Origin of the sequence: Adhaeribacter aquaticus DSM 16391 (genome assembly GCF_000473365.1) — a bacterium.
Lineage (GTDB): Bacteria > Bacteroidota > Bacteroidia > Cytophagales > Hymenobacteraceae > Adhaeribacter > Adhaeribacter aquaticus.
The window spans coordinates 1083526-1100729 of sequence record NZ_KI421517.1 but is presented as its reverse complement, the minus strand read 5'-3'; the positions used below and the strand labels follow the sequence as shown (position 1 = coordinate 1100729).

Genomic DNA, 17204 nt, shown 5'->3' with positions numbered 1-17204 from the left:
AGTGGCAATAACCTATTATCTGGTTTACGTATCATGAGTAAAAACTCCGAAATTACTAGTTTTCAAAAAGATAATGTTATTTATAACCCCCAGAATATTCAAAGCTATATGGCACTTGTTCCGCGAAACGGTGCTTGAATTTTTAGAGAATAATGCTTTGGATAAAGGAGCAGCGCTATCTTATTATACCATTTTTGCCTTACCACCTATTTTAATCATTATTATTAATACCATCGGAATAATTTTTGGTCAAAAAGCTGTTTCAGGCGAAATTTATTATCAAATAAAAGGACTTATAGGGGCAGAAGGGGCCTATGAGGTGCAAAAGATGGTAGAAAATATTAGTAAGTTCAGTGGGTTAACTTTTGCCACCCTAATAGGAATTGCAACTTTACTAGTAACTGCTACCGGTTTATTTGTTACCATGCAAACCTCACTGAACGCTATTTGGGGAGTTAAACCAAAACCTAAGCGGGAATACCTTAAGTTAATTACCGACCGGCTTTTATCGTTTGCTATGATTTTAAGTATAACTTTCTTATTGTTGGTTTCCTTGATAGTGCATGCTTTGCTGGCCCGGGTAGGTAATTATTTACTTAACAATATTGGTGAAACGGCTATTATTCTGATTCACTTTTTTAATTCAGTTTTTTCGCTCGCCGTTGTTACCTTTTTATTCGCTGCCATATATAAGTTTTTACCTGATGCTAAAATACAATGGCGCGATGTATGGGTAGGGTCTATTGTGACGGCACTGCTTTTTACTTTTGGTAAGTATCTGATAGGTCTTTATTTGGGCAATAGTAATCTAGCTACCGTATATGGCGCAGCTGGTACGGTAGTAGTTATTTTAACCTGGGTGTATTACTCTTCTCAAATACTTTACTTTGGCTCTATTTTTACATTAATTTATTCCCGCAAATATGGCTCTAATATTTACCCGTCTGAATATGCGGTTCGGGTAAAAGTAGAGGAGATAGAGGCTGGTAAAACTGCTGTAAACAAAGAGCCAGGTAAATTTGAACAACCCGAGGAGTAACTTATTGTACCGCTATGCAGGAAATTTCTACATTAACATCTTTGGGTAAGCGGCTCACTTCCACTGTTTCGCGGGCAGGCGCATTTTCTTCTTTAAAGTAGCTACCATAAATTGTGTTAATTCTAACAAAGTTGTTTAGGTCTTTTACAAAAATAGTACACTTTACTACTTGCTCAAATCCCAAGCCTGCTTCTTGCAGAATAGCTTCTAAGTTCTTCATTACCTGATGCGTTTCTGTTTCAATGTCACCTTGTACTAAATCTCCGGAAGCTGGATCTAAAGCAATCTGACCAGATACATATAAAACACCATTGGCTAACACAGCCTGATTATAAGGGCCAATAGGAGCTGGCGCATTGGCAGAAGTAATAATTGTAGACATAGTATAATTGAAGGTTGATATAGGAATCCAAATGTACAAATAAAAGCTTGTGGTAACTCAAATTAAACAAATCACCAAGTAGAATTTTGAGGTAAGCCTACGGCTATAAAAGAAAAAGAGGAAGCAATTGCCTCCTCTTTACTGGTTTTTTATTTGATAACAGCTTATTCTACAGTTACCGATTTTGCTAAGTTCCGGGGCTGGTCTACATTACATCCACGCATAACGGCTATGTGATAAGAGAGGAGTTGTAACGGAATAACTGATAACAGAGGTACCAAGTATTCGCTGGTTGCAGGTACTTCTATAACATGTTCGGCCATTGCCGGAATTACCTTATCCCCCTCCGTTACAATTGCAATGATTCTGCCTTTTCTGGCCTTTACTTCCTGTATGTTAGAAACAATTTTTTCATAAGAACTATCTTTGGTAGCAATTACAATAACTGGCATGTTTTCGTCAATCAAAGCAATTGGACCATGTTTCATTTCAGCAGCCGGGTAGCCTTCTGCATGAATATAGGAGATTTCTTTTAGCTTTAGGGCTCCCTCTAACGCTACCGGAAAATTATAGCCTCTTCCCAAATACAGAGCATTGGTTGCGTCTTTTAGTTCTTCAGCAATTTCAATTACCTTATCATGCATTTCCAAAGCTTGCTCTACTTTCGAAGGAATATTCTCCAACTCAATCATAAGCGAACGCAGTTTACTTGTTTCGATAGTACCACGTTTGCTGCCAATAATCATGGCTAATAAAGTCAGAACCGTAACCTGAGCAGTAAAGGCTTTGGTACTTGCAACGCCAATTTCCGGACCGGCGTGTGTATAAGCACCGGCATGAGATGCCCGGGCAATAGAAGAACCAACCACATTGCAAATGCCAAATATGGTTGCACCTTTTTGTTTTGCTAATTCAATGGCTGCTAATGTATCTGCTGTTTCGCCGGATTGAGAGATGGCAATGACTATATCATCTTCCGTAATTATTGGGTTCCGGTAACGAAACTCAGAAGCATATTCTACCTCAACGGGTATACGAGCCAGATCTTCTATCAGGTATTCCGCTACCAGACCCGCATGCCACGATGTGCCGCAAGCTACAATAATGATGCGTTTGGCATTAACAAACTTATTTTCAAATTCACGGAAGCCACCCATAATTAAATGGTTTTGGGCAGCAATTAAGCGGCCACGCATGCTATCATGAATTGAACGGGGTTGTTCAAAAATTTCTTTTAGCATAAAGTGGTCGTAACCACCTTTCTCAATAGAATCAAGTTCTAACGCTAAAGTTTGAACATAAGGCGTAGTTGGAATATCTTCACGGGTTTTGATGTTAAGCTCCCCATCTTTGATGATGGCAATCTCATAATCATTAACATACACCACATTGTTTGTGTATTCAATAATAGGTGTTGCATCCGAAGCTAAAAAATACTCATCTTGTCCTACACCAATAACCAATGGGCTCCCTTTACGGGCAGCAATTAGTTGATTTGGTTCGTCTTTGGAAAGCACCACAATGGCATAGGCTCCCACAACTTCATGTAAGGCAAGTCTTACTGCTTCGTCTAATTTACAGTTATTCTCATCCTGGATATTTTCTATCAGGTTAATAAAAACTTCTGTATCTGTATCGCTATAAAAAGTGTAGCCCTTAGATTGGAGTAAAGTTTTTAACGTGCTGTAATTTTCAATAATGCCATTATGAATAATAGCAATGCGGCTAGAGTTTGAATAATGTGGATGAGCATTAGAATCATTAGGTTCTCCGTGGGTAGCCCAACGGGTATGGCCCATGCCTATAGTGCTGTGGGTATCTTTATCCGAAAGGAAATTTTCTAAGTCAGAAACTTTTCCCTTTTTTTTATAAACATTTAAGTTGCCGTTAAGTAAGGCTACGCCGGCGCTATCGTATCCCCGATATTCCAATCTCCGCAAACCTTTTAAAATTATTGGGCATGCTTCTCTATGTCCAATATATGCTACAATGCCACACATATTTTATTCCCGAATTATAAATAAATGGTAGATAAGTTATTGTTTCTCCGCTGAGTAATAAATTCGCAGCTTTAGTTGGTTAGGGGCAGTATTCAAAATAGTCTGCCGTAAGGTCTGATATGCTAAGATATCAATGGTTAATACTGAATTTCGATCGTAAGCCAATGAGCTAGGAGAAAGAATAAGTCCGGTATTTGATCTGGTTCCATTAACTAAAGCTTGTACATAATTCGTAATAGTGAACGTAAAGGTTTTAGTTTCGGAGTTATATGTAGCAGGGAATTGGGGAACAGCATTATTACCTCCAATAATTCTATTGCTTTTGCTGGTATTAAACAAATATGCAAAAGTAGAAGGTGTATTGGTTGAACTATTAACTACAGGTACTATTAGCTCAGCCCGATTTATTACAGCTTTATTGCCTATGGTTTGTTTTAATTTATTGAAATAAGGTAAGGTTAACTTTACCTTAAGCCCCACCGACTCTTGTAGGAACGCAAGATTATTGGTGTTAACTGCTCGTACAGAATCGCCTGGACGTTGTAGAGTAGCCAATGGAGTACCCGTCCGATTAACCGTTACCTGATTAAAATAATTGTTATTACTATTTAGTCCTAATTGATACCTGCCTTTAGTTGTACCTGTCTTATAGTAAATTTTAAGATAAGTGCTATCCGAATTTTGTCTGAAAACTAATGCGGCTTTTGCATTATTATCCGAGGTGATGGCTATTCCGGAAAGAAAGTTCACAAATGCTGCCTGGTTTGCAAATCCGCCTGTTCCGGCTTTAGTTATAACTTCTTTACCAAAATTATTATCTAAACGAACTCGGGCTGGGAAAGAACGTGCGACCACACTAGATGAACCAGAAGTGGTTACAGTAACTTTCTTACTAGCTTTGGGTGTAGGTTTAAAAGTAAGTGACCCTACAGGAGCAGATTCATGGTTAAGCTTACTATTGGTATAGTAAGTTTTAGTTTCCTCAAATCTTTCCTGTAACTTATGAATGTTTACGGTCAGGTTCTGGGTAGTATCGCCAAAATACTCATCATAATCCAAGGCTAATACTACTGAGTCTACAGTAGCATTGGCGGCATCTGGAATACCTACTCCCGGTAATACACCTAACTCTACAAATGTTTTAGATGATACAGTTCCAAAGTTTGCGTTAGAGAATTGACCAACATTAAAGCTTCCGCGCTTATAAGCCAGAACAGAATCAGTATCTAGAACAGTAGCTGCTCTAATGGTAAGCGTATCGATATGGGTGGTACCCAGCAATACATCTTGTCCGGCACCGTCTAAGCCAATATTATTGGGTTCTTCGCAAGCAAAAAAGGTAAATAAAATAAAAGTAAAAAGAACAGGAGTTCTAGTTAGCCAATTCATTATATAAATCGTAGTGCGCATCTAAAAAGTTTTCGTCAGAATCATTACTTATCTGCCGTGTTTTGGTATATTTTGTAAATAAAGCCGCAATATTTTCACTGAAGTTTTCTTCTTGCGGACGTACTACAATATCAGCATATTCCATGCCCATTTTTACGAAGCCTTCGAAGTCAGCAGTTTTTAAATGCGTTAACATGCTGTCTTCAATGTCCAGCATTTTTACCTTTTCTAATAGGTCACCTTCAAATTTGTGATCAAATCCATTGTTATAAACTGTAAACATAGATTTTGCATCTTTAAAAATAGGGTCCTTCTTGTAAGTAGTTTTTAAATACATTGGAATCAGGCCAGTCATCCAGTCGTTGCAATGTACAATATCTGGCTGCCAACCTAATTTCTTAACTGTTTCTAAAACGCCTTTGCAGAAAAATATTGCCCGTTCATCGTTATCCGCGTGAAATTTATTGTCTTTATCCACCAAAACGGATTTCCGATGGAAATAGTCTTCGTTGTCGATAAAATAAACCTGAAGTTTAGCATTAGGAATGGAAGCAACCTTTATTATTAAAGGTTTTTCTTCTTCTCCTACTGCTATGTTGATACCTGATAATCTTACTACTTCATGCAACCGGTTCTTACGTTCATTAATCAATCCAAACCGGGGAACAAAAATCCGGATTTCCATGCCGCGCTCCTGCATGCCTTGAGGTAACATTCTCAGGAATTCCGCTACCTTTGTAGTTTGTAAGAATGGATTAATTTCGGTTGCAGCGTATAAGATTCTTAGCTTTGACATAGGCTTGAAAAGTGTTGGTTGAAATATGCACAAAATTCGGCAGCACAAAATTACATAATTTTTATCATATTTTCAATTTTATTTGTTAGAATATACATTTGTGCTCTTTTCTAACAAATATTTTTAATCCGAGGCATGCAGATAATTACATCTCTCCGAGATATTAAAGAACAAACCGAGAAGCTGCGTAGTTCCGGTAAAACAATAGGTTTTGTACCTACCATGGGAGCATTGCACCAGGGACACTTAACTTTGCTGGAAACAGCGGCTGAACAGAACGATCTGAGTATCTGTAGTATATTTGTAAATCCGACGCAGTTTAACAATGCGGAAGATTTTAAGTTGTACCCTAGAATTTTAGAGAACGATATCGAAGCCTTAAAAAAGAGTAGATGCGCTATGCTGTTTGCCCCTTCTGTAGCCGATATGTACCCGGAAACATTGCAGCTGAAATTTGACTTTGGTGAGTTGGAAACTGTAATGGAAGGAAAGTTCAGGCCAGGCCACTTTACTGGGGTGGCCGCAATTGTAAGTAAATTATTTCATGCAGTTAGGCCCCATAAAGCTTACTTTGGTCAAAAAGATTTGCAGCAATACGCAGTTATTAACCGCTTAGTAACAGATTTAAGTTTCGATCTGGAACTAGTTTGTCATCCTATAATCCGGGAGGCAGATGGTTTGGCTATGTCGTCGCGCAACCGGCGTCTTTCAGAAGAGCAGCGGGAGCAGGCAACTCAACTGTATAAGGCTTTGCAATTAGCATCCGGATTGAGTAAAGCACATACGGTTGCAGAAGTAAAAGAGGCGGTAAGTAAGCACTTGCAGCCCTTTGCAGCAATTAAGCTGGAATATTTTGAGGTCGCCGACGTTAATTCTTTACAGCCCCTGGCGGAATTTGATGCTTCTGATAGGGTGGCCCTTTGTATTGCGGCTTACGTAGGAGAAGTAAGGTTAATTGATAATGTTATTATTTAATTAAGGTAAAAGGTTCATAAGCTAACATTAAATATGGCTGAATAATCTATCTTAAAAATACATACCTTTGCATTTTATTATAAAATAAATCAATGTTAATTGAGGTTTTAAAATCTAAAATACACCGGGTTAAAGTTACGCAGGCGGAGTTGCATTATGTAGGAAGCGTAACCATCGATGAAGATTTAATTGATGCGGCCAATATGGTGGAGAATGAAAAGGTAACCATTGTGAATATAAACAATGGGGAGCGTTTTGAAACGTATATTATAAAAGGTGAACGGGGTACGGGTACGGTTTGCCTGAACGGACCAGCTGCCCGAAAAGTGCAGGTAGGCGATGTGGTAATTATTTTCTCTTATGGCCAAATCGATTTTAGTAAAGCAAAAGAGCATAAGCCAACCCTAGTATTCCCAGACCAGCACAACCGGTTGGTTTAAATAAGCAAGAATGAAAAAGTTACTGGATATTCTGAAATACGTTTTCTTATTCGGAATGTCATTTTTTTTAATGTGGTATGCTTTGAAAGGTATCGACCTGAAGCTGCTGCAAAATCACCTGCAGGAAATAAACTATTTCTGGTTAGGTATTTCCCTTTTAGTAGCGTTGGCTGGTTTTGCCAGTAGGGCCTATCGCTGGAAGATGCAGCTTGCGCCTATTAGCACCAAAGTTTCATTTAAAGATACTTACCATGCTACCATGATTGGTTATTTAGCTAATCTGGTATTGCCCCGTATGGGAGAAGTTTTTCGGTGTACAATTTTAAAGCGAAGTAGCGATATACCTGTACAAGCCTCCTTTGGTACTGTAATTACAGAGCGCCTGCTGGATATGGTTATGCTGCTGTTGTTAATGGGCTTAGCCTTTCTGGTTGAATTCGAACATATAAACACTTATTTCCTAAGCCTGCTTTCCGATAAATATTATTCTATTCAGGAAAATAAAACCTTGCTTTATTTATTAGTAGGTTTTGGTATAGGCGGATTACTGGTAGTAATTTTCTTAGCAGTTTTTTATTTGAACCAACTACGGGAAATCAGGTTTTTTCAGAAAGCAATAACGCTTATAAAGGGTTTCCTGGAAGGTGTTTTTAGTTTAAGTAAAGTTAAAAATAAGCCGGCTTTTGTGGCGCATACTATCTTTATTTGGTTCTCTTATTATTTAATGGGGTATTTGTCTTTTTTTGCTTTGCCCGCTACCGCCCATTTAAGTCCATTTGCTGCTCTGTCGGTACTGGTTATTGGTAGTTTGGGTATGAGTGTACCGGTGCAAGGGGGAATAGGCGTATTTCATATAATGGTAAGAAGTACTCTATTATTATATGGAATATCAAAAGAAGCTGGTATGGCCTTTGCGCTAATCAATCATACTTCTCAAACTTTAATGGTAGTTCTGTTAGGGGGAATCAGTTTTTTATTAAGTTTAATAAAATCTGGTAAATCCAGTAAGGTTGTAGCAGTGCCCACCGATTCTATTTCTAATGAAATCACTGTCTAAAATATTTGCCCGGGAAGATCTAGTAAAGCAGGTAAAAGATTGGAAAGCGCAGGATAAAAAAATTGTTTTTACAAACGGCTGCTTTGATCTGCTTCATTTAGGGCACGTAGATTATCTGGAGAAGGCGCGTTCTTTAGGTGACAAATTGATAGTAGGCGTAAATACAGATGCCTCAGTAAGTCGTTTAAAAGGCCCCCACCGCCCATTGCAAGACGAATTGTCACGTGCTCGTATCATGGCATCCTTATTGTTTATAGATGCAGTAGTATTATTTGATGAAGATACTCCGTATGAGCTGATAAAAAGTTTGCTGCCGGATATTTTAGTAAAAGGTGATGATTATAATATTCAAAATATTGTTGGTCATGATATCGTTTTACAAAATGGCGGCGACGTTAAAACCATTAGACTCGTAAAAGGGTATTCAACATCAGGTATCGTTGAAAAGATAAAAGCACAAATAAAAGCATAAAGAAAATGGGTGGAATATATTTAATCATGATCGTCTTCATGTTAGCTAGCATGGCAGTTAGCTGGACCTTGAAGAGTAAGTTTCGGAAATATTCGGAAATTGGTTTGCGTTCAGGCCTAAGTGGCCGGGAAGTAGCCGAGATGATGTTGGCAGATAATAACATTACTGATGTTCGGGTTATTTCAACCGAAGGAATGTTAACAGATCATTATGATCCAGGTAAAAAAACTGTAAACTTAAGTGAGGGGGTTTATGCCTCCCGTAGCGCGGCCGCGGCGGCAGTAGCTGCTCACGAATGCGGACATGCGGTGCAGCACGCTACTGCTTATAGCATGCTTAAGTTTAGATCGGCAATGGTGCCAGCCTTAAGTGTAGCTTCGCGGTATATGCAGTGGATTCTGTTAATTGGTATTTTCATGATCCAAACAACAATAATTCCTTTGGCAATTGGGGTAGCTTTATTTTCACTTACTACTATATTTAGTTTTGTTACTTTGCCAGTGGAGTTTGATGCCAGCCGTAGGGCTTTGGCCTGGATGGACAGCAGAGGAATTGTAACAGCTCAGGAACATGCTATGGCGAAAGATTCTTTAAAATGGGCTGCTATGACGTACGTAGTTGCCGCTTTAGGTTCCTTAGCTACGCTGCTGTACTATGTGTCTATATTGTTAAGTGGTAGTCGCCGAAGCTAATTATCGTATATCATAAAATAAAAAAGCTGCCTTAAATCTTAAGGCAGCTTTTTTATTTTATACAATTGTGTAAAACAATAAAACTTTGGTATGGGCGAACTAGTAGATATAATATATAATTAATTTAATATTTTGGTGTAAGCCTAATCTCAAAAGCCTGTTTTATGCTATTTGACCTAACAGAAGAACACATGGCTGTACAAGCAGCAGCCCGTGATTTTGCTCAAAGTGAATTATTGCCAGGAGTAATTGAGCGCGATGAGCAGCAAAAATTTCCAACTGACCAAATTAAAAAAATGGGGGAGCTAGGCTTTTTGGGCATGATGGTCGATCCTAAATATAATGGGGGAGGCATGGATAGTATTGCCTATGTGCTGGCAATGGAAGAAATTTCAAAAGTAGATGCCTCGGCTTCGGTGGTGATGTCGGTAAATAATTCTTTGGTCTGTTGGGGATTGGAAAAATACGGCACAGAAGAGCAAAAGCAGAAGTATTTAACCCGGTTAGCTGCCGGCGAGGTAATAGGGGCTTTTTGTTTATCAGAGCCGGAGGCAGGCTCAGACGCTACCAGTCAGCATACTACTGCTGAAGATAAAGGCGAATATTACCTGCTTAATGGCACCAAGAACTGGATAACTAATGGTAACTCCGCTTCGGTTTATTTGGTTATGGCGCAAACCCATCCGGAGCTGAAACACAAGGGGATCAATGCTTTTATTGTAGACCGCGATACGCCCGGTTTTGAAGTGGGACCCAAAGAAAATAAATTAGGTATTAGAGGTTCAGATACCCATTCTTTAATGTTTACGGATGTAAAGGTACCCAAGGAAAACCGTATTGGCGAAGATGGATTTGGATTTAAGTTTGCCATGAGTGTTCTGGCTGGCGGACGGATAGGGATTGCGGCTCAGGCCTTAGGGATTGCGTCTGGCGCCTATGAGTTAGCGCTTAGATATGCCAAAGAACGCAAAGCCTTTGGAACTGAAATTGCGAAGCACCAAGCCATACAATTTAAACTGGCCGATATGGCTACCAATATAGAAGCAGCCCGTTTGCTGTGCTTTCAGGCAGCTGCCGATAAAGATGCCGGAAGAGACTATACAAAATCGGGTGCAATGGCCAAATTGTTCGCTTCGCAAGTAGCTATGGATACAGCCGTAGAGGCTGTGCAAATACACGGAGGATACGGCTATGTGAAAGAATACCATGTAGAGAGGCTTATGCGCGATGCAAAAATTACCCAAATTTATGAAGGTACCTCAGAAATACAGAAAATAGTAATATCAAGAGAGATACTAAAATAGTAGAATTTGATGATGTTGAAATAGTCCTGTAAAAGGTTGAAAAAAAATATGCTTAATTTTATAAAAATCATGCAATAAATTTTGAAATATTAAAAGATTTATTTTAGATTTAAGCTTCAAAATATAACTTTACAGCAAAATAATTAAAATAGATACATCATGGAAGATTACAATAAGGTTATTGAATCGTTAGGCGTTCGATATATCAAATCTAAGAACCTGATATTGCAGCAACCATTTACGGTGCGTAATTACTATGATGTAGGAAATAATATTATATTACTACATAAAGGTACCATTGCATTTGGTGACGAGAAACATGTTGTAGAAGAAGGTGAAATGCTTTTTGTTCCTGGCGGACGAAGTACTAAAATTTATTACGGTGATTTGGAAAGCCGTACCATCTCTAACGATGATTTGATTTCCAACCGGGATAAGTTCTTTAAAAGTAATGCTGATCTAGACTTAATCGGGGATGCAGAAGAAAGCCATAGCTTTGTTTCCTTTGAAGCTAAAGTATTTGATTCGGTAAACTTTTTTGCTTCTCTGGATGTGCCGGCATTTCTTATTTCTCATAACTCTAAATTAGCTAACTTAGTAATTAAAGTTATTGAAGAAAGTTTGCAGGACTTACCTGGTAAAGAGCGGTTGATTAATATTTATACTGAGAATATTGTTGTAGAAATTGTACGCTACATACTACGTAACCGTATGTTTGTGGAGCAATTAGCTACTAACAGTACTTATTTCAAAGATCCACGCCTGATTGATTTATTCAACTATATCAAAGAAAATATTGGCGGAGACTTATCTAATAAGGTATTATCCAATGTGGCTAATGTTTCGGAAGATTATGTAGGCCAGTATTTTAAAATGTTAACGGGTATTAATCCGCAGGATTACATTGAATACCAGCGGATGGAGCGGGCAGTATTTTTGCTTCGTACGACGAAGAAAAGTATTCGGGAAATTGGGAAAGAAGTTGGGTATAAAGATACCGCTTATTTCTGCCGCCGTTTTAAGATGATGTTTGGTATTCCAGCCGGTAAAATGCGTCGCCGCGAATCAGCTACGAATATCTAATTCAGCATTAAAAGTTTTTACTACTTCAGAAACCTCGGCTATAAAGTCGGGGTTTTTTTCTATCTGGGTACCTACCACAATAATGTCGGCACCGGCGGCTAAGGCCGTACTCGCTTTTTGTACGGTATTTATACCGCCTCCCACCAATAAGGGGACATCAATAGCTTTTCTCACGGCCTGAATCATTTCGGCAGACACAGCATGTAAGGCACCGCTGCCCCCATCCAGGTAAATTAACTGCATCCCTAATAATTCGCCGGCTAAGGCGGTGCTGGCAGCTATTGCTGGTTTGTTGTGCGGCAAAGGTGTAGTGCCACTCATATAAGAAGCGGTAGTCTGTCTTCCGGAATCAACCAGGATATAACCCGTAGGAAGCACGGCTAATTTACTGGCCTTAAGCATAGGTGCAGCAATGACGTGTTGGCCGATTAAGTATTCCGGATTGCGGCCGGAAATCAAGGAAAGTAATAAGATGCCATCGGCCTGAGTATCTATGTGTAAGCTGCTGCTTGGAAATAAAATAACCGGGATAGAGGTTTCCTGCTTTATTTGCTTAATTAAAGATGCTTGGGTATTCTGGGTAATTAAGCTGCCGCCCACCAGAATATAATCAACCTGATGGGTATTACAAAGTTTAATAACATCCGAACAGCCTTGGCTATCAAGGTTGTCCGGATCTAAAAGAACAGCTAAAGCTTTCTGTCCTGATGTGTATTTCTTAATTTGTTCTAAATAAAGTTTGCTAAATGGCATTCTCTTGCGGATGGGAGAAATCAGTTTCTTTTACTCCCGCTTCTGTTGATGTGGCAATATCGGCATTTTTTGGCTCCTGCAGGTACTCTTCGAGTTTTTTGGTAAGGTAAATTAAAACAAATGCAGTTACCTGCTGCGATATTGCCTTTCCCATTTCTGATTGGAAGAAACCTTTGGCTGTTTCTTTGACCACTGATGGTTCCTCGGCAACGGGCTGATGAAAACCTGTGGAGCTGACAACCGGATCGTGGAAAACATCGGCATAATTAATGCTTCCATCTTCATTCACAATATGAGCATCAGAAATATGAGCAGCATTCAAGGGTAAGGTTTTATAGGTGGGAGCCGCCTTTAAACCTTTAGAAGCTTTTCTTTTTTTTTTGCCCTTAAACATAGAGGTAATCAGCCACACCCCTGCTAAAGCACCTCCTGCCATTAGAACCGTTTTTCCTACTTGCTGGGACTGATTCTTTATTTCTGATACATCGCTTAGCAATGCATTTCTATATTCTTCTTTTTGCCTTTCCAGAAATTCTTTCTGGCTTTCAAAAAGTGGGTTATGTATTTCACTCATAACGGCTCGTTTCTTTTATCCTGTTTATAAATTGTATTATCGAAAGTTTTATCAGCTACACCCTGGAATACTTTCTTGTCTACTCCCATAAAGAAAATAATAAATAAGATAATGTAGAATAAGGTTACTATTCCAAATCCCCAAAAATGGCTATCTAATAAGTCATTCAATAAAAGAGCAATAAAAATATTTAAGAAAATAAGTGCCATAAAGGCAGCAAATCCTAACATAATAGCATGTAGTAAACCTACAAAGCTATTCTTCAGTTTCATCTGAATTTCCAGCTTTATTAAATCTATACGTGTATCAATATAGCCCATCAGGTTACTGATCATGCTATCAGTGCGAGAATTTTTTTCTTCACCCATCATAGTTTTATTTTATTTACAATTAAGCAAATGGTCAGATCGTTTTTCGGTCATATTATAATTGTCTGTAATATATTAGAGAAACCCTATTATATTCAAAACCTGTATTACGAATTTTGGCATAGATTGTCTGAAATTTTGCGTAAATTAAGTAATTCAACTAAATCTGGCTTTTCGCTTGAATAATAATTATTATAAAATATTAAATGTGCCGGCCACAGCCACTGCTCAGGAAATTAAACTGGCTTATAAAAAGCTGGCTATTCAATATCATCCTGATAAACACCAGGGAAACCCTTATTTTGAGGAAAGGTTTAAACTAGTTAACGAAGCATACCAGGTATTATCAAATCCGCAGAAACGCGCTACCTACGATCTCCGGCTACAGTATTTAATTCAGGTAAAGCTGCAGGAGCAGTTTCAGCAACAACAGCGGTACCGATACCAGGGGCCTATCAGGCAACCTGCCTCGGTTTCAGAACGATATTACCGGAACATTCCCAAAGCAGGCTTTATTAAGAAAGATTATTATATCCTGGCAGGTATCTTTGCCGGCATATTACTTTTTTGTGCGCTCCTAAAATTTGTGATGGATCATATTGCGGCTAAAGATAATTACCAGGAGGCGCTATCGTATATAGAGCAGGAGAAGTGGAGTACTGCCCACGCTTATTTATCGGAAGCCATTCATTTTAAACCTTCCTATAGCGAAGCCTATTTTAAAAGGGCTTACATAGAGATGGAAGTAAGAAAAGACTATAAAGCAGCCTTGTCTGATTTAGATGCCGCCATTACTTATGCTCATGATAAGTTGCCGCAGATGTATTACCTCCGGGGTAAGTGCCACGAAGAATTAAGGCATAATTTAGTTGCTGAGCTGGATTTGGGTCAGGCAATTGCACAAGATAAAAAATTTGCGTTGGCATATTACGATCGTGGCATGCTGAGGGCGAGTGCCTTAAATAAATATCCGGAGGCTATTCAGGATCTAACTAATTTCCTTAAATTAGAAATGGCAGATGCAGAAATGCAAAATAAAGCCTTGTTTTACCGCGGGTTTTGCTACTATTTAACGCAGCAAAACAAAGCAGCAATTAAAGATTACCGGGTTGCCCTGAAACAAGAGCCCAAGAATGCCCGCTTATATTTCCTGTTAGGTAAAGCTCAGGCCGAAACCGATAGTACTGCAGCAGCCTGCCAAAATTTTTATCAGGCATTTAATTTGGGTTATCAGGCTGCCTACGGCGATATTCAACAATATTGTGTTCAATAATTAATCCTCCCAAATTGCAATATAAGGAGCCTCATCACCTTTGCGGTAGCCTCTAAACATTAGTTCGGTCTCAAACTCCATTGCAATGTCGCCGTTTGGCGTTAAGGCAATCAAATTCCGGTCTTTTTCTATTTTATCTTTATATAACCGAATAGCTTGGGCTGCCGCTTCTGTAATAGATAGTCCTTTGTATTTTACCAGTGCATATACTTCATGCGCCACGGTGCCTCTTATAATGCTTTCACCGTCGCCGGTACAGGAAACAGCACACACTTCATTGTTTGCGTAAGTGCCGCAGCCAATAATCGGGCTGTCTCCTATGCGCCCTTCATGTTGGCCGGTAAGGCCACCGGTAGAGGTAGCAGCAGCTAAATTGCCATGTATATCTAAGGCTACAGCACCTACTGTATCTTTACTGGTGTGTTTTAGTTGGTTCTGTTTTTGTTTTTTTACATCTTCTAATTTTTCTTCGGTGGTAAAATAAGCCTCTGGCACTATTTGCAAGTTGTGTTCTTTGGCAAACGCAGTTGCTCCATCGCCACCAATTAAAACATGCTCACTTTTTTCCATAATAGTGCGGGCAAGTTTTATAGGATTTTTAACTGATTTAACTCCTGCTACTCCTCCGGCATGTAAGGTTTTACCGTCCATAATGGCGGCATCAAACTCATGGCTTTCTTTTATGGTTAAGGCGCCACCCTTACCGGCATTAAATAATGGATTGTTTTCCATAGATATAACAGCCGCTTCCACGGCATCTATAGCTGAACCACCAGCTTTTAAAATTTGATAACCGGCATCTAAAGCTTCTTCCAGCCCTTTTCTATATCCTGCCTCTTTTTCCGGGCTTATATCTTCGCGGGTTTTATCTTCTGCTCCGCCATGTATAACAAGTACAAAGTTTTGGGCCATAGTTTTACTTTTAGGGTAAAGTGGTAAAAAATGCTTAATACAAATGAACCTAATACGCGGAGTATTATTGGACGTTCCCGGATAAGTACGGAATTACATCCGTATAGCCACTTAAATACCTTGAAAGGAGAAGAAGTAAGATCAACTGACATATTCTTTTTTGCTTATTGGGGTTGAAAGGCTGGGAATTAAAGTAAAGGAAAAATAGGTAGTAAATTTTAGATAAAATTAGCTGGTTCTATTATTAGAATAAGAAATAAGGGGTGAAATGCCAGCAATTAAATTTTTAGATTCAGTTTTAAAGGTGAATTATAAACTAACTATTGAGAAGGTTGTCTGGGAAAAAAGGGCATAAAAAAACCTCCCAGTTTTTACTAGGAGGTTTTTTTCAGTTGGTGGTGATGATTGGAATCGAACCAACGACACAAGGATTTTCAGTCCTTTGCTCTACCAACTGGAAACCCTATTTGCAGTAAATAGAGGTCTATTTTCGGCGAGTATCAAAGCCGTGCGCCAACACATGCGACAGAAACCTAAAAACCTGTCACATGTTCACAGATCCAAAGATTGTCAACCTGCATGATCTAAGTCAGCGGGCTTACATCACCTTTTACTACTCCGGTAAGCGTTACCGGTTCTACAACGGGAAAGCAATAGGAATCAATTGTATGCCCAATAACTGCGATACACTGGCAGCACGAGAGCGGTTGTTAAAGCAGCTAGTCCGAGGCTATATCAAAGCGCTCCTTTCGGGATGGACCCCGGAGGAGGTTAAAACCCCAGTACAGAAGCAACCACTTATTCAATTGCTCAACCAGGTTGCTCAGGATATTGAAGGTGGTTCATACAGCAGCGTTTATCGCCGGGATATCCTGAAGGTGGTTGAAAGTTTCTCTGATTTCCTGGTGGCTGAGGACCGGAAAGGTGCGCTACCGGATGAGATCGTTACCGCAGATATAGAGCGCTTCTTAAAACGGTTTTCCTCTTCCGGGACTTATTACCAGAACAAACGTCGAACCCTTGGGGCGGTTTTTTCTCGGCTTCTAAAACAAGGATATTGTAAGACTAATCCAGTGCTGGAAACGACAAAGCGTAGAGCGAAAGCGGTGCTGCATCAGGCTTATACTCCCGAGCAACTTGCACCGGTATTGCAGTATTTAAAGGAAAATTTTCCGCACTTGTACTTGTGCGCTTTATTGATGTACGGGACTTTATTGCGGCCCCACCGGGAGATCAGGTTGCTTAAGCGCAAACATTTCGATGAACACTTTACCTGCTTCTCTCTTGACGGGAAAGAGAACAAGAGCGGCAGGATCAGAAGTTTGCCGATACCGGATTTTGTCCGACAAGAATTGGTGGAAAGATGTATTGGCGATCTCTTGCCGGATGAGAATATATTCACCAGGTGCTTGGAGCCATTCAACGAGTGCTATTTTAATACCATGTGGTCACGTGCGAAGACGAAGATGCTAGATCTTGGATTACTACAACCGAAGCAGACGTTATATAGCTTCCGCCATGCAGCATCGGTAAACGTGTTTACGAGAACCCAAAACCTGAAGCTGCTCCAGCAACTGCTCGGGCACTCCAATCTGAATACCAGCTTGATCTATTTGCGAAGTATCGGCGCAATACAGGTAGAAAGCTCAATGATGCCGGAGTTGTAGAAAAGTATTCGCCGGCACTGTGAATTGG

19 protein-coding genes and 1 tRNA gene are annotated in these 17204 nt (G+C 39.5%); 11 read left to right on the top strand and 9 right to left on the bottom strand.

Annotated features, from left to right (window positions below):
* Window positions 1–73 precede the first annotated feature (73 nt).
* Complete coding sequence (locus ADHAQ_RS24780) at window positions 74–1039, top strand: YihY/virulence factor BrkB family protein (RefSeq protein WP_034256637.1); 966 nt, start codon at window positions 74–76, stop codon at window positions 1037–1039.
* A 1-nt stretch (window position 1040) separates the two neighbouring features.
* Here the strand turns inward: ADHAQ_RS24780 and ADHAQ_RS0106755 are convergent, their stop codons facing one another.
* The 4 genes from ADHAQ_RS0106755 to ADHAQ_RS0106740 form a co-directional block, all read right to left on the bottom strand.
* A complete protein-coding gene (locus ADHAQ_RS0106755) occupies window positions 1041–1421 on the bottom strand; it encodes a RidA family protein (RefSeq protein WP_026462292.1) in 381 nt (126 codons plus the stop codon).
* A 164-nt stretch (window positions 1422–1585) separates the two neighbouring features.
* Complete coding sequence (glmS, locus tag ADHAQ_RS0106750; RefSeq protein ID WP_026462291.1) at window positions 1586–3421, bottom strand: glutamine--fructose-6-phosphate transaminase (isomerizing); 1836 nt, start codon at window positions 3419–3421, stop codon at window positions 1586–1588.
* A gap of 36 nt (window positions 3422–3457) precedes the next feature.
* A complete protein-coding gene (locus ADHAQ_RS0106745; RefSeq protein WP_026462290.1) occupies window positions 3458–4810 on the bottom strand; it encodes a DUF4270 family protein in 1353 nt (450 codons plus the stop codon).
* Window positions 4794–5606 carry a glycogen/starch synthase gene (locus ADHAQ_RS0106740; protein WP_026462289.1) on the bottom strand — a complete coding sequence of 271 codons (813 nt, stop codon included), beginning with the start codon at window positions 5604–5606 and terminating at the stop codon, window positions 4794–4796. The genes ADHAQ_RS0106745 and ADHAQ_RS0106740 overlap by 17 nt, the downstream gene beginning before the upstream one ends.
* 135 nt (window positions 5607–5741) lie before the next feature.
* Here ADHAQ_RS0106740 and panC point away from each other — a divergent pair, with 135 nt between their 5' ends.
* From panC to ADHAQ_RS0106705, 7 genes are all read left to right on the top strand, one after another.
* Entirely contained in the window at window positions 5742–6581 is an 840-nt protein-coding gene (gene panC, locus ADHAQ_RS0106735) for a pantoate--beta-alanine ligase (RefSeq protein WP_026462288.1), read from the top strand.
* 92 nt (window positions 6582–6673) lie between these two features.
* Entirely contained in the window at window positions 6674–7021 is a 348-nt protein-coding gene (gene panD / locus ADHAQ_RS0106730) for an aspartate 1-decarboxylase (RefSeq protein WP_026462287.1), read from the top strand.
* A 10-nt stretch (window positions 7022–7031) separates the two neighbouring features.
* Entirely contained in the window at window positions 7032–8078 is a 1047-nt protein-coding gene (locus ADHAQ_RS24775) for a lysylphosphatidylglycerol synthase transmembrane domain-containing protein (RefSeq protein ID WP_051359761.1), read from the top strand.
* Window positions 8062–8550 carry a D-glycero-beta-D-manno-heptose 1-phosphate adenylyltransferase gene (rfaE2, locus tag ADHAQ_RS0106720; protein ID WP_026462286.1) on the top strand — a complete coding sequence of 163 codons (489 nt, stop codon included), beginning with the start codon at window positions 8062–8064 and terminating at the stop codon, window positions 8548–8550. The genes ADHAQ_RS24775 and rfaE2 overlap by 17 nt, the downstream gene beginning before the upstream one ends.
* A 5-nt stretch (window positions 8551–8555) precedes the next feature.
* Window positions 8556–9242, top strand: a complete 687-nt coding sequence (locus ADHAQ_RS0106715) for a zinc metallopeptidase (RefSeq protein WP_026462285.1) — start codon at window positions 8556–8558, stop codon at window positions 9240–9242.
* Between the two features lie 164 nt (window positions 9243–9406).
* Window positions 9407–10546: an acyl-CoA dehydrogenase gene (locus ADHAQ_RS0106710; RefSeq protein ID WP_026462284.1), complete on the top strand. Its 1140-nt coding sequence runs from the start codon at window positions 9407–9409 to the stop codon at window positions 10544–10546.
* 159 nt (window positions 10547–10705) lie between these two features.
* Window positions 10706–11629, top strand: a complete 924-nt coding sequence (locus ADHAQ_RS0106705; protein WP_026462283.1) for an AraC family transcriptional regulator — start codon at window positions 10706–10708, stop codon at window positions 11627–11629.
* Here the strand turns inward: ADHAQ_RS0106705 and ADHAQ_RS0106700 are convergent.
* The 3 genes from ADHAQ_RS0106700 to ADHAQ_RS0106690 are packed head-to-tail and all read right to left on the bottom strand — an operon-like array spanning window position 11612 to window position 13327.
* A complete protein-coding gene (locus ADHAQ_RS0106700) occupies window positions 11612–12382 on the bottom strand; it encodes a phosphoglycerol geranylgeranyltransferase (RefSeq protein ID WP_026462282.1) in 771 nt (256 codons plus the stop codon). The genes ADHAQ_RS0106705 and ADHAQ_RS0106700 overlap by 18 nt on opposite strands.
* A complete protein-coding gene (locus ADHAQ_RS0106695) occupies window positions 12372–12956 on the bottom strand; it encodes a hypothetical protein (protein WP_026462281.1) in 585 nt (194 codons plus the stop codon). Before ADHAQ_RS0106695 ends, ADHAQ_RS0106700 begins: the two co-directional genes overlap by 11 nt.
* Window positions 12953–13327: a phage holin family protein gene (locus tag ADHAQ_RS0106690; RefSeq protein WP_245590583.1), complete on the bottom strand. Its 375-nt coding sequence runs from the start codon at window positions 13325–13327 to the stop codon at window positions 12953–12955. The genes ADHAQ_RS0106695 and ADHAQ_RS0106690 overlap by 4 nt, the downstream gene beginning before the upstream one ends.
* 175 nt (window positions 13328–13502) lie before the next feature.
* On the opposite strand from ADHAQ_RS0106690, the gene ADHAQ_RS28830 reads away from it, so the two are divergent.
* Complete coding sequence (locus ADHAQ_RS28830) at window positions 13503–14597, top strand: tetratricopeptide repeat protein (protein WP_026462279.1); 1095 nt, start codon at window positions 13503–13505, stop codon at window positions 14595–14597.
* Here the strand turns inward: ADHAQ_RS28830 and ADHAQ_RS24770 are convergent, their stop codons facing one another.
* Entirely contained in the window at window positions 14598–15509 is a 912-nt protein-coding gene (locus ADHAQ_RS24770; RefSeq protein WP_034256634.1) for an isoaspartyl peptidase/L-asparaginase family protein, read from the bottom strand. It lies immediately after the preceding gene.
* Between the two features lie 30 nt (window positions 15510–15539).
* Between ADHAQ_RS24770 and ADHAQ_RS28005 the strand changes: the two genes are divergently transcribed.
* A complete protein-coding gene (locus tag ADHAQ_RS28005) occupies window positions 15540–15686 on the top strand; it encodes a hypothetical protein (RefSeq protein WP_157433360.1) in 147 nt (48 codons plus the stop codon).
* A gap of 216 nt (window positions 15687–15902) precedes the next feature.
* Here the strand turns inward: ADHAQ_RS28005 and ADHAQ_RS28000 are convergent.
* Window positions 15903–15972 (bottom strand) — tRNA-Phe (locus ADHAQ_RS28000).
* Between the two features lie 85 nt (window positions 15973–16057).
* Here ADHAQ_RS28000 and ADHAQ_RS0106675 point away from each other — a divergent pair.
* On the top strand, window positions 16058–17176 hold the full coding sequence (locus tag ADHAQ_RS0106675; RefSeq protein ID WP_026462278.1) for a tyrosine-type recombinase/integrase: 1119 nt from the start codon (window positions 16058–16060) through the stop codon (window positions 17174–17176).
* Window positions 17177–17204: the final 28 nt, after the last annotated feature.

Bases quoted from the DNA above. Each gene is read 5' to 3' on its own strand.
- ADHAQ_RS24780 (WP_034256637.1), top strand. From the start codon at position 74: ATGTTATTTATAACCCCCAGAATATTCAAAGCTATATGGCACTTGTTC.
- ADHAQ_RS0106755 (WP_026462292.1), bottom strand. From the start codon at position 1,421: ATGTCTACAATTATTACTTCTGCCAATGCGCCAGCTCCTATTGGCCCT.
- glmS (WP_026462291.1), bottom strand. From the start codon at position 3,421: ATGTGTGGCATTGTAGCATATATTGGACATAGAGAAGCATGCCCAATA.
- ADHAQ_RS0106745 (WP_026462290.1), bottom strand. From the start codon at position 4,810: ATGAATTGGCTAACTAGAACTCCTGTTCTTTTTACTTTTATTTTATTT.
- ADHAQ_RS0106740 (WP_026462289.1), bottom strand. From the start codon at position 5,606: ATGTCAAAGCTAAGAATCTTATACGCTGCAACCGAAATTAATCCATTC.
- panC (WP_026462288.1), top strand. From the start codon at position 5,742: ATGCAGATAATTACATCTCTCCGAGATATTAAAGAACAAACCGAGAAG.
- panD (WP_026462287.1), top strand. From the start codon at position 6,674: ATGTTAATTGAGGTTTTAAAATCTAAAATACACCGGGTTAAAGTTACG.
- ADHAQ_RS24775 (WP_051359761.1), top strand. From the start codon at position 7,032: ATGAAAAAGTTACTGGATATTCTGAAATACGTTTTCTTATTCGGAATG.
- rfaE2 (WP_026462286.1), top strand. From the start codon at position 8,062: ATGAAATCACTGTCTAAAATATTTGCCCGGGAAGATCTAGTAAAGCAG.
- ADHAQ_RS0106715 (WP_026462285.1), top strand. From the start codon at position 8,556: ATGGGTGGAATATATTTAATCATGATCGTCTTCATGTTAGCTAGCATG.
- ADHAQ_RS0106710 (WP_026462284.1), top strand. From the start codon at position 9,407: ATGCTATTTGACCTAACAGAAGAACACATGGCTGTACAAGCAGCAGCC.
- ADHAQ_RS0106705 (WP_026462283.1), top strand. From the start codon at position 10,706: ATGGAAGATTACAATAAGGTTATTGAATCGTTAGGCGTTCGATATATC.
- ADHAQ_RS0106700 (WP_026462282.1), bottom strand. From the start codon at position 12,382: ATGCCATTTAGCAAACTTTATTTAGAACAAATTAAGAAATACACATCA.
- ADHAQ_RS0106695 (WP_026462281.1), bottom strand. From the start codon at position 12,956: ATGAGTGAAATACATAACCCACTTTTTGAAAGCCAGAAAGAATTTCTG.
- ADHAQ_RS0106690 (WP_245590583.1), bottom strand. From the start codon at position 13,327: ATGATGGGTGAAGAAAAAAATTCTCGCACTGATAGCATGATCAGTAAC.
- ADHAQ_RS24770 (WP_034256634.1), bottom strand. From the start codon at position 15,509: ATGGCCCAAAACTTTGTACTTGTTATACATGGCGGAGCAGAAGATAAA.
- ADHAQ_RS28005 (WP_157433360.1), top strand. From the start codon at position 15,540: ATGCTTAATACAAATGAACCTAATACGCGGAGTATTATTGGACGTTCC.
- ADHAQ_RS0106675 (WP_026462278.1), top strand. From the start codon at position 16,058: ATGTTCACAGATCCAAAGATTGTCAACCTGCATGATCTAAGTCAGCGG.